Source organism: Pseudomonas petroselini (genome assembly GCF_045037875.1).
GTDB lineage: Bacteria > Pseudomonadota > Gammaproteobacteria > Pseudomonadales > Pseudomonadaceae > Aquipseudomonas > Aquipseudomonas petroselini.
Map to the genome: position 1 here is coordinate 4950681 of NZ_CP173614.1, position 13496 is coordinate 4964176.

At 56.4% G+C, this 13496-nt stretch carries 13 protein-coding genes; 7 read left to right on the plus strand and 6 right to left on the minus strand.

Annotated features, from left to right (window positions below; genetic code table 11):
• Positions 1-1252 precede the first annotated feature (1252 nt).
• On the minus strand, positions 1253-3370 hold the full coding sequence (locus ACI512_RS22645; RefSeq protein WP_236383676.1) for a TonB-dependent receptor domain-containing protein: 2118 nt from the start codon (positions 3368-3370) through the stop codon (positions 1253-1255).
• Positions 3371-3593: 223 nt separating this feature from the next.
• Between ACI512_RS22645 and ACI512_RS22650 the strand changes: the two genes are divergently transcribed.
• Both ACI512_RS22650 and ACI512_RS22655 read left to right on the plus strand, forming a co-directional pair.
• On the plus strand, positions 3594-3752 hold the full coding sequence (locus ACI512_RS22650; protein ID WP_012724891.1) for a hypothetical protein: 159 nt from the start codon (positions 3594-3596) through the stop codon (positions 3750-3752).
• A 5-nt stretch (positions 3753-3757) separates the two neighbouring features.
• Entirely contained in the window at positions 3758-4384 is a 627-nt protein-coding gene (locus ACI512_RS22655; protein WP_236383677.1) for a helix-turn-helix domain-containing protein, read from the plus strand.
• A gap of 48 nt (positions 4385-4432) precedes the next feature.
• Here the strand turns inward: ACI512_RS22655 and ACI512_RS22660 are convergent, their stop codons facing one another.
• The 4 genes from ACI512_RS22660 to ACI512_RS22675 all read right to left on the minus strand — a co-directional run bounded on the left by ACI512_RS22660 (position 4433) and on the right by ACI512_RS22675 (position 7197).
• On the minus strand, positions 4433-4930 hold the full coding sequence (locus ACI512_RS22660) for a hypothetical protein (protein WP_163825850.1): 498 nt from the start codon (positions 4928-4930) through the stop codon (positions 4433-4435).
• Positions 4931-5200: 270 nt separating this feature from the next.
• Entirely contained in the window at positions 5201-5470 is a 270-nt protein-coding gene (locus tag ACI512_RS22665) for a hypothetical protein (protein ID WP_012724893.1), read from the minus strand.
• Positions 5471-5649: 179 nt separating this feature from the next.
• Positions 5650-6363, minus strand: a complete 714-nt coding sequence (locus tag ACI512_RS22670; RefSeq protein WP_371916649.1) for a hypothetical protein — start codon at positions 6361-6363, stop codon at positions 5650-5652.
• 516 nt (positions 6364-6879) lie between these two features.
• Positions 6880-7197, minus strand: coding sequence for a hypothetical protein (locus tag ACI512_RS22675; protein ID WP_043205531.1), 318 nt, complete (start codon positions 7195-7197; stop codon positions 6880-6882).
• Positions 7198-7710: 513 nt separating this feature from the next.
• On the opposite strand from ACI512_RS22675, the gene ACI512_RS22680 reads away from it, so the two are divergent.
• Positions 7711-8106 (plus strand): glycine zipper domain-containing protein, encoded by a 396-nt coding sequence (locus tag ACI512_RS22680; protein WP_370636064.1) that lies wholly within the window; start codon positions 7711-7713, stop codon positions 8104-8106.
• Positions 8107-8217: 111 nt separating this feature from the next.
• Positions 8218-9090 (plus strand): diguanylate cyclase domain-containing protein, encoded by an 873-nt coding sequence (locus ACI512_RS22685; RefSeq protein ID WP_405121352.1) that lies wholly within the window; start codon positions 8218-8220, stop codon positions 9088-9090.
• A gap of 314 nt (positions 9091-9404) precedes the next feature.
• Here ACI512_RS22685 and ACI512_RS22690 read toward each other — a convergent pair whose 3' ends face one another.
• Positions 9405-9902, minus strand: a complete 498-nt coding sequence (locus ACI512_RS22690; protein WP_224795926.1) for a hypothetical protein — start codon at positions 9900-9902, stop codon at positions 9405-9407.
• Between the two features lie 522 nt (positions 9903-10424).
• Between ACI512_RS22690 and ACI512_RS22695 the strand changes: the two genes are divergently transcribed.
• The 3 genes from ACI512_RS22695 to ACI512_RS22705 all read left to right on the plus strand — a co-directional run bounded on the left by ACI512_RS22695 (position 10425) and on the right by ACI512_RS22705 (position 13332).
• Positions 10425-11294 carry a GyrI-like domain-containing protein gene (locus ACI512_RS22695; protein ID WP_236383770.1) on the plus strand — a complete coding sequence of 290 codons (870 nt, stop codon included), beginning with the start codon at positions 10425-10427 and terminating at the stop codon, positions 11292-11294.
• Positions 11295-11997: 703 nt separating this feature from the next.
• Positions 11998-12447: a hypothetical protein gene (locus ACI512_RS22700; RefSeq protein WP_405121353.1), complete on the plus strand. Its 450-nt coding sequence runs from the start codon at positions 11998-12000 to the stop codon at positions 12445-12447.
• Between the two features lie 69 nt (positions 12448-12516).
• The gene (locus ACI512_RS22705; protein WP_250947808.1) at positions 12517-13332 is read left to right on the plus strand and encodes a hypothetical protein; all 816 of its coding nucleotides are present in this window, start codon (positions 12517-12519) and stop codon (positions 13330-13332) included.
• The last annotated feature ends 164 nt before the right edge of the window (positions 13333-13496 follow it).

Consider the following 13496-nt stretch of genomic DNA (forward strand, 5'->3'; position numbering starts at 1 on the left):
TGTGGGAGGGGGCTTGCTCCCGATGGCGGTGGGTCAGCCAGCCCATCTGCCAGCAGTGCCACCGCTTTCGAAGCCTCGCTGAAGCTCGACATCTCCCACAGGGAATGGGGGTGTTTGGTAGAGCTGTAGCCGAACACTTTCTGCCTGCTGACTCAGATCTACTGTGGGAGGGGGCTTGCTCCCGATGGCGGTGGGTCTGCCAGCCCATCTACCAACAGTGCCGCCGCTTTCGAAGCCTCGCTGAAGCTCGACATCTCCCACAGGGAATGGGGGTGTTTGGTAGAGCTGTAGCCGAACACTTTCTGCCTGCTGACTCAGGTCTACTGTGGGAGGGGGCTTGCTCCCGATGACGGTGCGTCAGTCGCCATGTCTGCCAGCAGTGCCACCGCCTTCGAAGCCTCGCTGAAGCTCGACATCTCCCACAGGGAATGGGGGTGTTAGGTAGAGCTTTAGCCGAACACTTTCTGCCTGCTGACTCAGGTCTACTGTGGGAGGGGGCTTGCTCCCGATGACGGTGCGTCAGTCGCCATGTCTACCAGCAGTGCCGCCGCCTTCGAAGCCTCGCTGAAGCTCGACATCTCCCACAGGGAATGGGGATGTTTGGTAGAGCTGTAGCCGAACACTTTCTGCCTGCTGACTCAAATCTACTGTGGGAGGGGGCTTGCTCCCGATGGCGGTGGGTCTGCCAGCCCATCTACCAACAGTGCCGCCGCTTTCGAAGCCTCGCTAGAGCTCGACATCTCCCACAGGGAATGGGGGTGTTTGGTAGAGCTGTAGCCGAACATTTTCTGCCTGATGACTCAGATCTACTGTGGGAGGGGGCTTGCTCCCGATGGCGGTGCGTCTGCCAGCCCATCTGCCAGCAGTGCCACCGCTTTCGAAGCCTCGCTGAAGCTCGACATCTCCCACAGGGGATGGGGGTGTTTGGTAGAGCTGTAGCCGAACATTTTCTGCCTGATGACTCAGATCTACTGTGGGAGGGGGCTTGCTCCCGATGGCGGTGGGTCTGCCAGCCCATCTACCAGCAGTGCCGCCGCTTTCGAAGCCTCGCTAGAGCTCGACATCTCCCACAGGGGATGGGGGTGTTAGGTAGAGCTTTAGCCGAACATTTTCTGCCTCTGACTCAGATCTACTGTGGGAGGGGGCTTGCTCCCGATGGCGGTGGGTCTGCCAGCCCATCTGCCAGCAGTGCCACCGCTTTCGAAGCCTCGCTGAAGCTCGACATCTCCCACAGGGAATGGGGCGTGTTCTGTCAGCGCCAGCTCCAGGACACGCCGGTGTAGATGCCACGGCCATCCGCCGGTGTGGAGCGTGCAACATCCAGCCCCTTGTCGTCATAACCCGGTGTGACGGTATTGGCGTAGCGCCGGTTGGTCAGGTTGCGCAGGTCGACCCAGGCTTGCCAGTCCTGCTTGGGCGCGTCGTAGCCGAAGGTGGCGCCGAGGAGTGTGTAGGACGCGGCGTAGTAGGAGTTGGCGTAGTCCACCGCCACCTTTGAGGAATGCTCGGTGTTGAGGCTGGTGTAGAAGCCCGTCGGGTGGCTGTAGCGCAGTTGCGCCTGGTAGTAGTGCTTGGGGATGCCCGGCAAGGTGTTGTCGCCAAAGCGGTCATCGTCACGGTAGTGGAAGTCGCTGAAGGTGTAAGCCTGGCGCAGGGCGAGCTGGCCGCTGCGGCCGCCCTCCCACAACGGGCTGAGCAGGCTGAGTTCCACGCCCTGGTGCACGGTGGGGCTGGCGTTGGATTCGGCGACGATGGCATTGCTGGTGGAGGTCTGGGCCTGGGTTTCCACGGTGAGCAATTCGTGGCGCACTTGCGAACGGTACAGCGCCAGGTCCCACTGGCCGAGCCACGCTTCACCGCGCCCGCCGATTTCCAGGGTGGTAGCGGTCTGGTTTTTCAGACTCACGCCTTCGCGCTGCAAGCCGGTAGCCGCTCCACTGCCGGCGGGGAAGTATTTGTTGGAACCCCAAATCATCGACCAGGCGTGTGGGGGTTCGACCGAACGACTCAGGTTGCCGTACACCTGCAGTTGCGGGGTGATGTCATAACGCAGGCCGACACGCGGCGCGTAGTCCCAGTCATGCTGGCTAAGCGGTGCCTGGCCTTCGGGATAGGTGACCTGGGTCTCGCGACGGGTGTAGATCGCGGCCAGGCCGGTGGTCAGCCACAGGTCAGGGATCAGCTCCAGGTCGTTGCCGATATGCAACACGGTATCGGAGCCCAGGTAGCTGTAGTCGCGAGTCTTGGTGCCGGGGGCGTAGGTTGCCGTGTTGCCTGCCGGCGTACGCACATATTCCGAGGCGCCGTTGTTGGGCATCGCCTGGGTGGTGCGCAGACCCACCGTGGTTTTGCTGTCGTGACCGAACAGCGTGTCCTGGCGGATGTAGTTGAGGGTGCTGCTGATATCGGTGTAGGCGACTTTCAGGCGGTTGGTGCCTTCGCGCAGGTCCATCGGGTAGTCGTGGTAGGCGAGCCCGACTTCGACCCGGGCATTGTCATCCAGCTGCAACGTGGTCTTGTTGGCGATCCAGGTAGAGCCCGGTTGCAGGCGTTTGGAATCGCGCGCGGCGTTGAGGCTGTTGGCCGCGCGCGGGTCGTGGCTGATCTGGTTGCGCGTGAGTTTGCCGGGGGTGTCGTTGGTGGTTTCGCGGTAGCGGAAATAGAAGCGGGTTTCCAGGTCCGGGTTGAAACGGTAGCCGAAGTTGGCCGCTACACCTTTGCCGGTGCCGGCGCTCTGGTGCTGGTAGCCGTCGGACTCGGAGTCAGTGAGGCTGATGTAGTAATCGGCATCCCCCAGCACCTGGCCCGAACTGATCTCGCGCTGCATATAGCCTTTGCTGCCCGCTTCATAGCGTAATTGCAGCTTGGGCGCGTCGTAACCCGTGCGCGTCACATAGTTGACCGCGCCACCAAGAGCCAGGGCGCCCTGGTCGAAACCGTTGGCGCCGCGCAGCACTTCGACCCGGCTTTGCCACAGCGGGTCTTTCAGCTCATAGGGCGTGCCGCCGGGGCCGGTCAGCGGCAGGCCGTCGAACATTTCGTACAAGCCGGAGGCATGGGAACCCGGGCTGCGGTTCAGGCCCGATCCGCGAATCGAGAGTTTCACCCCTTCGTTATTCGCCGCCTTGGCGTACACCCCGGCCTGGTACTTGAACACGTCTTCGTTGGTGCTCACCCGTCCCTGCTGCACGCTGTCCATGTCGATGTAGTTGGTCGCACCGGGCACGCTCTTGAGCTGCGCCTGGGCCACTTCGCCGGCGCTGGCTTCGCTGCTGGTGACTTCGACCGGGGCCAATTGCAGGCCTTCGGCGTGCACCATTGAGCTTAGTGTCAGGGCGGCAAACAGGAACGGAGGGTGGCGCAACAGCATGGGGCGGGTCCTTGGAATTCGGGGGGCACGTGGTGGGAAGACAGGGACGCCCGCCAGGTCACTCCTTATTAACGGACCAGACCTTTCCCACAACAGCGTCAGACGTGGATTATTTGCTAAGTCCTAAATCGAATTACCACATGCAAACTCAGTATTTAACGGAATAACCGCCAAGCATTACTGTGGAGCCACTGAGTCACCCACGTACTACGAGACCGCACCCATGCAGACATCCGCCACCCTCATCGACTTCACGCTCCACCGTAAACGCCGCCAGGCGCGTGCAGCAGCCGAGTTGATGTGGGCGATGTACGCCGCGCGTGCCGGGCTGGCGGTGTTTACCGCTCAAGCCGCTCCGTCCAGCGATACTCGCCGGGCGTAAGGCCGATGAATTTCCTGCACGTGCTCCCCGAACCGCCTGAACCGCTGCCCAAGCCCAGCCCTGATGATGATGTGATCAGCCTGTGCGTGGCCCACAACCTGCAACGCTTGCGCAGCAAACGGCACTTGTCCCTGGATGGATTAGCGCGGGTCTGCGGCGTGAGCCGGGCGATGCTCGCGCAGATCGAATCCGGGCGCAGCGTGCCGTCGATCAAGGTGCTGTGCAAGATTGCCAAGGGCTTGAAGGTGTCAGTGGCGGCGTTCCTGGAAGACCGTGCCTTTGAGGGGGTGGAAGTGCTGCCGGCGCGACAAAGTAAGCGCCTGGTCAGTGCCGATGGCGGGTTTATCAGCCGTGCCTTGTTCCCCTACGATACCGCGCGTCAATCCGAGTTCTACGAGATCCGCCTGCGAGCGCTGGGCGAGGAGATTTCCGAAGGCCACGGCCCCGGCATCCAGGAAAACCTGGTAGTGGCCCAAGGCGTGTTGGAAGTCAGCGTCAACGACGAGCGTTACCTGCTTCCCACCGGCGACTCGATCCTGTTCTACGCCGACCAGCCCCACCGCTACCGCAACCCGGCAGACAGCGAGGCCGTGGCGTTTCTGGTGATCACCTACCCCGAACGCCTGGATTGACATGCAAAACGCCCCGAATAATCGGGGCGTTTTCTTGTGCGGGACCTATCAGCAGGTGCAGCACATCATCGGCATGCCGTTGCAGCTCATCATCATCGGCATGGCGCAGTCGTTCATCATTTTGTTCATGAGCATGCAGCAGTTTTCCATCATGGCCATGCTCATGCCCGGCATCGGCATCATTTTGCACATCATGCTGTCGCCCATCAGGGTGCATTCCATCACGCACTTCATCATCGGCATCGGCATGCCCATCATGGGCATCATGTTCATGCCGGTCATCATGGCCATGGCGTCGGCCGACAGGCACATCATCGACATGTTGGCGCACTGCATCATCATCGGCATGCCACAGTTCATCATCATCGCCATCATTTCGGCGTTGGTCTTGAACTGAGCCATGTCCATGCCGGCAGCCGGCTTCATGGTGCACATCATGGCGTCCGCAGCCATTTCGCATTTCATGGTGGCCATCATCATCGGCATGCCCATCATCGGCATCATTGGCATGGCGCTGTTCATCGGCATCTGCATGGCGTTCATCATCTTCGAAACTCCGTAATCGACAGGAAATGAGTAAGTTCTGGGGCCGATTCTAGAGACGCCAGGCGGTGGCGCAAGACGGCGGCAGAGCAGCAGGAATGGATGTTCGCAGGGAAACTTAGTTGAAGAAAACAGCTGCAAACGTTGTGATAACGAGTATTTCGGCGCTATTACGTATTTCATGACTGTCAAACGAGACAGACCGACGCGATGGATATTCGATTGCGCAATCTCGACCTATCTTATGGAAATAAACGATCTAACCGGGCGTAGCTAGCGTTCAGTTTCCTTCAACGTTTGCATCAGTTCCTCCGCTTCCGACCCTGGCGGGAGGCGGAAACCGTACATCTCATCCGCCGCCAGGATCTCGCTCAACGCATCGAGCAATTGCATCTGCGTCGGCGATTCACGCAGCAGTTTGTGTGCGGGCAGTAATAACTCGGAGGAAACACCCTGGACACTCGCTACATCGATCACGGCAAACAGGATAAAGCGCAAACGTATTTCGCGATCCGTAGGCCAAACCGTTTTTAGCTTACCCATGGTGCATGGCCTCCATTTTTCGGAAAAATCCGAGGCTATTGATGACCGCAGGGTGTTTCAAGCACAGGGAAGCAAGATAGGCCGCGTCCTACAGAAGAAAGAGAAATACCGCACCGATCACTCAATAAGGGCCACAGGTTCAAGTGCTTTGCAGACGTTGTCGCGTGCCCGTCAAACGGTCATTGCACGGGCAGGAAATTCATCAGCAATAAGCTCTGGGCGTAGTTGAGGCCTATGCGTCGATAGCGCTCATCGAGCATCTGGGTCAGCAAATCGAGGCGCGCAACAATCTTGCCGAACTCCACCGCGAAACTGAGGTTGCTGCCCTCCTCCGAGATCTCATTGGAAAACAACAACAGCACGCCATTCGCATCCTGGCGCTTGCTCAGCAGCCAGGTGGCCTTCTCGATGTTACGCGCGGCGTTGCTGACGAATTCAGGATTGATCGCGTCAGTGATGTAGAACTCGGTACGGCCACCGTGAGCGGTCACGATCATGCTGCCGATGGCATAGATAAACGCCCCGACCCGGTCACCTTTGAATTCAGGGCTCAAGGAGTAACTCAGTGCCGCCAGGTCACGACGCTCCCCCAGCGCCGGAAGGGTTCGACGTTGCTCGATAGCCTGGCGAATCTCGCGGGCCGCGCTCACAGCGTCCGGGTAACCCGACTGACGCCACTGGCTGGGGTTTCGCAGATAGAGCTTATTCATCAGCAAATACAGGCTTTGCAGATTGTCACGCATGCCCAGCGTTGCCATGCGATCGACACTGGTCTGGAAGAACTCATCGGGTTTGCCATTGCTGAACTGCTTGGCGATATCCCGGCCCTGTTGCTGGCTGCAACCGCTGGCACAGAGCATTAACGCGGCGGCCAGCAGCAAGGGCCGGCGCATCCGTCGAATGTGCAAACAAGTAAACGTGCGATCCATCGGCACCCGATCTGGTTCATCTGCCCACGCGGGGATCGGCGGGGCTGGGACAAGGATAGAGCCGAGAAATCCCAAAAAGTGCAATGCTGGTGGGGAGATAGTTGTAAGCAGAGACCGCCGGGACGGCGAAAAGACGTATCCGTGACGAATATTTTTTTCAGGGTCTATACTGCTTGTAACAGTTGCGTGTGTTGTCGGCGATTCAGGGTGGCATTTCAACCTTTTAACGGCCTGACACGGTTGCCTACATCGCCCACGGCATACTCACCAGCAGCTGTACTTGAGGGTGACGGCAATGAAACATCCAATTCGAGCACAAATGGTTGTTCAGGTAATTTGCCTGCTTTCGGTGGCACAGCTTTTTTGCTGAGCTAAGTATTACCGCTTTAAAACTCAACCGCAGGCGCGGCGGTAGAAGGTATTGCCTGTGACACACGGGTGAACCGGCCCGACATCCTTCTGTCGGGCCAGAACGTGCACCTACAGCAAGACCGTGGCGAGCATGCCCAAGGCGCCCAGGCAAAAGCCGATCAATGCGCCTCGCCCGGGGATTTCATGGAACAGCGCCCAGATCACCACAGGCTCCAGCAACAATAACGAGGTGACTGAAACCACCGTGACTACCCAGATGTCACCGACCGCCAGATACCCCAGCCAATAGGCACCCAACAGGCAAAGCCCGGCGAAGCACATCACGGCCACCGGCATAACGAACCCCTGCCACGAGCCGTCACCGGCTTGAGCCAGCCTGGCGGTTACCACCTCACTGTAGATTGCACAAAACTCGCCGATAACCATCAACCCTAGAGCAGAAACTCCGAGTAATTCTTTGGACATATCAAAAACTCCTTCGTATTCAACGCACTGTTTTTCAACTCCCAGTTGGCGATGCCATTGCTGAGGGTTTCGCTGCACAGATACGAAGCAGCCTTGAACAGGCCTGAATGACCGAAGTGCTTTTGCATGCTCATGTCCTTCAAAAGGGGGTGAATCTCAGCGCCCAGGTAAGGCGCACGTGGTGATCATACGTTCCGACAATCACGGTGAACAACCAGCACCCCAAAAGCACCACAGATGCCTGATTGTTTTTGCGTGTTTGTATAGGCTCGCGGCTCTAGCTCTCGACCAAGCGACTGAATTTATTGCGGCACACCTTGTTACAACCATTTGAGCCTGGACATTGCCCCCTTAAGAACTTCGACCGTTTGTTTCAATCCTAATGCCAGGCGTGCTTTAACCCATGAGCGCCTGCTGACAACCCATAGAGGTTCAAAAATGAAAATGACACTACCCGCCCTGGTTTTAGGCGTGATGATTTCGCAAGGAGCGATGGCTGCCGGAGACGGTACAGCCGCTCTCGGAGGCGGCGTTGGTGGTGCACTTGGCAATATCGTAGGCCAGCAGCTTGGCGGCTCGACGGGCGCTGCAGTAGGCGCAGGCTTGGGGGGTGCCGCCGGTGGAGCCGTCGGTGCTCAGAAAGGCAATAGGGCAGAAGCCGCTATAGGGGGTGGGGTTGGGTCTGCTGGTGGATCGCTCATAGGCAATCGCCTCGGCGGCACAACCGGCTCAACTATCGGTGCTGGTCTCGGCGGTGCTGCAGGTGGCGCGCTCGGCAACAACCTGGCGGATGATGAGAGCGGTCATCGATCGGACGGCAAAAAGCACAGAGGCAACAATAAGCACAAACATAAGAACAAGCGCCATTAATAAACCGGGGCTCGACGGGCATGAACGGCATTAAAAATTTGCCGGACTGCCCGCCGCCCCCTTCATGATAGGGCTATGATCAGGCCATCTGAACCGGACGCCCGACGCCCCATGCCCGTTGACCTGCAAGCTCTGTATCCAAAACTGATCCACTTGATGCTGGATACGGTCTTCGTCGTCGATGGCGAAAACCAGATTGTCTTCGTGAGCGATGCCTGCGAGGCACTGCTCGGCTACCGTGCGCAAGAGCTGACAGGCACCCTGATCACTCACTACATGCACCCTGAAGACCTGGCGCGCACCCGCGCCTCCATTGTCCGGGTCATGAACGGGCAACCCCATGTCGACTTCCGCAACCGTTACCTCCGCAAGGATGGCAGCGTCGTGCACATCCTGTGGGCGGCCTTCTGGTCCCAAGAGGTCGGTGCGCGAATTGGTGTCGCGCGAGACATCACCGCGCTCACCCAGGCCGAGGAGGAACTACGCTTCCTCGCCCACCATGATCCGCTGACCGCCCTCACCAACCGCTCACTGTTCAATGCTCGGTTGGACCACGCCCTGCAAACCGCACGCAGTCACAACCACACGCTCGCGTTACTGTTCTTGGACATCAATGACTTCAAGGGCATCAATGACGTGCATGGTCATGCCATGGGTGATCGCGTGCTCTGCGTGATTGCACGACGACTGGAGCGCTGCGTGCGCGAGACCGACCTGGTAGCCCGGATGGGCGGCGATGAATTCACGGTGATGATCACGGATATCCAATCACCGGATGCGGTTGCCGGGAAAGTGGCGCAAATACTTGCGGTCATGGCTGAGCCGCTGGGGGCTGAGTTTGGCGGGGTGAAGATGCCGTCCTGCAGTGTTGGCGTGGCGTTTTATCCGGGGGATGGGGAGGATGCGGATACATTGCTGAGTCATGCAGATGGGGAGATGTACCGGATAAAGCGGCAACGATTTGCGACTGAGGAGCGCAGTTAATCGAGGTCGACTGCCTTCCCGACTGATCGATAAACCGATACGCCGCAGATCATCTCCACCTTTCGGATACTGCAGCACCCTCAAGGCAATCAAACCCTTCCGGGGCACCACCTGACCTTTCTAGACCAATTTCTAGACCAAGAAGCGCTCGCGGCGGGCCTGCTGATGTTCGCCAGCCTAGCCGGCATCGGCGAAGGCAGCCTGCTTCATCGGCGCTTAACCGTTCGATTCGCGTGAGGCAAGTATTTCACCAGAGAGGGAAGTCTTTTTCAGCGCTTCTTAACCGGCAAAAGACCTACCCTGACGTGGAATCATTATTTGGCTTGGCGAAGCACAAGCTCCGACAGACGAGTTTTAACCCGGAAGCAGAATTCGCGAATTTGAAATTGATAAGCGGGCATAACCATGTAGTTCAAATCAGGACCTAATGAGTCTTTGACTTCCATGTACTTGGCAGTCTTGACCGCAATGGCTTGGTATTCCGCCTCGTATTTAGCGTAAGACGCTTTGTTATAAAGCTTTAAAACATCGATTTCTTTACGGCATTGCTCAGCGCGATTTTGGTTAAGGTTTGTTTCTGATTCTGCCTGAGCGGCCTTCGCAGAGGTGGCGATTGGGGCGTCAGTGCTGGCGCTCGCAGGTACAGCCTCATATCCCGCAGGCGAGTGTGCTGGTGTCGAAGGTGCGACTTCAGAGGGTGATTGCTGAACGACGGCAGGTGGAGGAGCCACTTCAGGTTTTTCTGGGGTTTTCGTAGCGCATCCCGCGAGGGCAAGTCCTACCACTACAACGATGCCACACATTTTATCCATCGGTTTCACCAAGAGGTATTTATGGTTGGCTGAGTCGTTAGGTTCTGGGTAAAAGCAATAACTCGTTCAATGATCGAGTATGAATTTTCTACCAGCCTCAAGGCGCTCAGCCTCTCTTCCTTGAGTGCGCAGATGAAAGATAATAGTAAAAAAACAAAGAGATGACGAGTAAAAGCTCGTCATAAAAGCCACAAATTTAATGGCGCAATTACTGGGAAGCCAAGCTGCGCACGTATCCTGATTGTGCCGCGTCGCAAGCGGACAATCGCTTTCGCAAACGGCCACGATGAAGTGAGGTGCAGTGCACTTGTATGACGCCGAACTGAAACTATCCGCCGCGCCTGCCTTGGCGACGTGTCACGGACTTACGCACGCTCAATGGAAGACGTCGCGAGGGTAAAAGGGGTGGTCACTCATCTACGGGTGTTCCCTCCACAACCCGCGTTGAGCAAACCCGGCTAGGCAGGCTACCTTCGCTATAGTCGACGCTATTGCCGACCGTACTTCCAGGAGCTTGTACCAGTGTCCGACACGCCGATCAACGTCGCTTACACAAAGCGCTTCAACGCCGTACTCGCCTACATTGATGAGCATCTCGAAGATGATCTGTCGGTGAAGACGTTGAGCCATGTGGCGAATTTTTCGACGTTTCACTTCCATCGCCAATTCACCGCGTTCGTCGGCGTGCCGGTTTCACGTTATGTGCAACTGATGCGGCTACGACGCGCCGCCCATCGCTTGGCCGCCGTCGCGGATCACTCGGTACTGGAGGCGGCACTCGGTGCCGGTTTCGACAGCCCCGAGGCGTTTTGCAGGGCGTTCAAGCGAGCGGTCGGTATGACGCCAAGTGCGTTCAGGAAGGCGCCGAACTGGCAGGTCTGGCATGCGGTGTTCACCATCCCTCATTTTTCCAGGACTATCATCATGCAAGTACGAATCGTGGAGTTCCCCGAAGTCCGGGTCGCAGCGCTTGAACATTGCGGCCCCCCCGGGCTCGTCAATGAGAGCGTGAGCAGGTTCATCGAGTGGCGCATGCAGAGCGGGCAGTCGCCGGTGGCATCGAGTCGCAGCTTTGGCATTCCCTACGGCAACCCCGACACCACGCCAGCAGAAGCATTCCGCTTCGCCATTTGCGGCGAGATTCACGAGGCGGTGGAACCGAATGCGTTCGGCGTGCGCGAACGAGTCATTGCTGGCGGTCGCTGCGTCGTAGTGCGGCACGTGGGATCACCGGACCACATCGGCGAATCGATCTATCCGATCTACCGCGATTGGCTGCCTACCAGTGGCGAAGAACTGCGTGATCAGCCACTGTTCTTCCATTACCTGAGCGTGTATCCGCAAACACCGCAGGATCAATGGCAAACGGATGTGTATGTTCCGTTGCAGTAACGGGGGCGAGCTGCTTTTTGCAGCGTGGCTGACGTTGGCGAGTCTCCGTTCAGGGGGATAGCTTTTTGTGAAAAGCTGTAATTGGCCAAAAGTAAACCGTCAGCCATTCCATTGATGAGCCTAAATCCGGCGTCGATTGGCACTGGCATGGGGGCGTCACTTGATTTCGTCCCCACAATTTCGGCGGCTACGTCAAATAGCAAAAGACGCTTAGTCACAGAAGTTTGGTCTGATCCCCTGCGCGAGCGCACATCCACAGTCTCAAGATGTAGATGCGTCGAGCCGTCTAGTTTCAATGCATGGAATGTCTTGTGAAGCCTTTCCACACCCCCTTGGCTCGGAGTTTGCTACTACGACTGCCAGAATGTCAGGCAAACTCCATATTCATCGAGAAGATCATCGACAACTTCAAACTGAAACACCTTCTCTGGAAAGCATTCTGATAATGCGCGCGCCCAATATCTGACTCTCTGCTCAGCAAATAAATGACAAAGACGATAATCTTCCTCCGACAAACCGGAGGTAGGTTAAAGAATTCTGGTTACCTGCCGCTATAGAGGTTGAGTCTTGCTGTCTTTTCTATACAAGATGAGGAAAAATGCTTTCGCGTCATGGATGTATGACCTAAAGCTACTATCCTTCCGCATCAAGAAGGCACTGGTAGTTAAGGTATTTACCGAAACGCGGAAGGACAAGAGCTATAGTGATTATCAAAATTAAAGGGATATTTATGAGATTCGCTAAACTGTTCGGGGCAGCAACTTTATTCGCCTCTATGATTGCATCTGCCCAAGCAGGCACCATCGTCACCGTGAAGGTGAAGAACTCTACGACCGGTCCAGCCGCGTACACTTTCGAGTATTTTTCAGGGAGTGTAGCCCCCACTCCAAGTACGATTCTGCCGTCTGCAACGACAACATTTGCCCTGACCAGTATCGCGGATACGGTTTCAGGAATGCGCTTCGTGTATACCTCGGGTAATAAGAAATGTCGTTTTGCAGCAAGCCACCAAGTCAATCCAACGACTAAAGCCCCTAGCTGGACTAAAATGGGCACTAGCACTGGTTTCGATAACGCTACTTGCAATGCAAATATCACAGCAATCCAATCGGCGCCTCCCTATAACTACACTGTCGAATTTGAAATCAAATAGTCCGACATTTGTATAGGAACCCTAGCTGAAGATAGCTCTCAAGCTATCCTCAGCGTATGGAGTATCACCATGGACATTTCGATCAAATCGTATCAAGCAAGTACACAGGCAAAGGTTTCTACACAAGAGAAGCTTCCTTCGTCCAACCCTGTAAATTTACCTTCAGGGGATGCCGCCCTCAAGACGACGGAGACCGTCACAATCTCCGATTCTGCACGGGCACTGTACGCATTAAGTAAGGCTGATGACAAACAAGCCTCTATGTCCAATAGGGATTTAAAAGGACAATATGCAAAAGGTCAGAGCGATATGTACAATTTCGGGCAGCGGATTGCTGGTGGGAATCTTAATAACGAGGATCTACTTCCCCAAACAGACGACCCTGCCCGTTTGGCGTTAGGTCAACAGTCACTGGATTACGCAATTGGGCTTTCTAAAGCCCCCCCCGAAAAACTTCCAAATCCATTTGAAGGCATGGCCCGAAACGGGCTAAGCAATATTGTTTATGATGATTCAGGAACCTATACGGATGCAGAACGGTATGCCGCTTATGGGGAGCTTAGTAAGCAGGATGAAACATATTTTTCCAAGTTGTACGCCACTATAACGAACGGCGGTGACAACAGTGAAATCTTCAAAGGCATCATGGACTATTTCGATGATCTTCCAGGGGTCGAGAAAGCGGCATACCCTGATGGTTTTAGGGACAATATAAAAAGTCTTTACCAAGAGCAGTTAGGACAATCGGGGCCGCTCGCCCTTCTCCGGCAATCGACTGAAAACGACGCTGATAAATTGTCACCGAGCTTGTTCAACAAGGAACAATCACCGAAGCAGATGCTACAGGCCGTCTTAGAAAAAGCGATTGCTCTTTCGACGGTCTGACCAGTCCAAAGCAACCAATGTGTCAGTGCACGGATTAATTAGGAACGCCAGCAGGATTTCCGGTTTACTCTGCTGGAGATCGCCGACCTTCACTCCATGCCGCAAGAGATTGATGCACGTGAAAGCCACTGGAAAGCCGTGCTAATGACGCGAACATTTGGCTA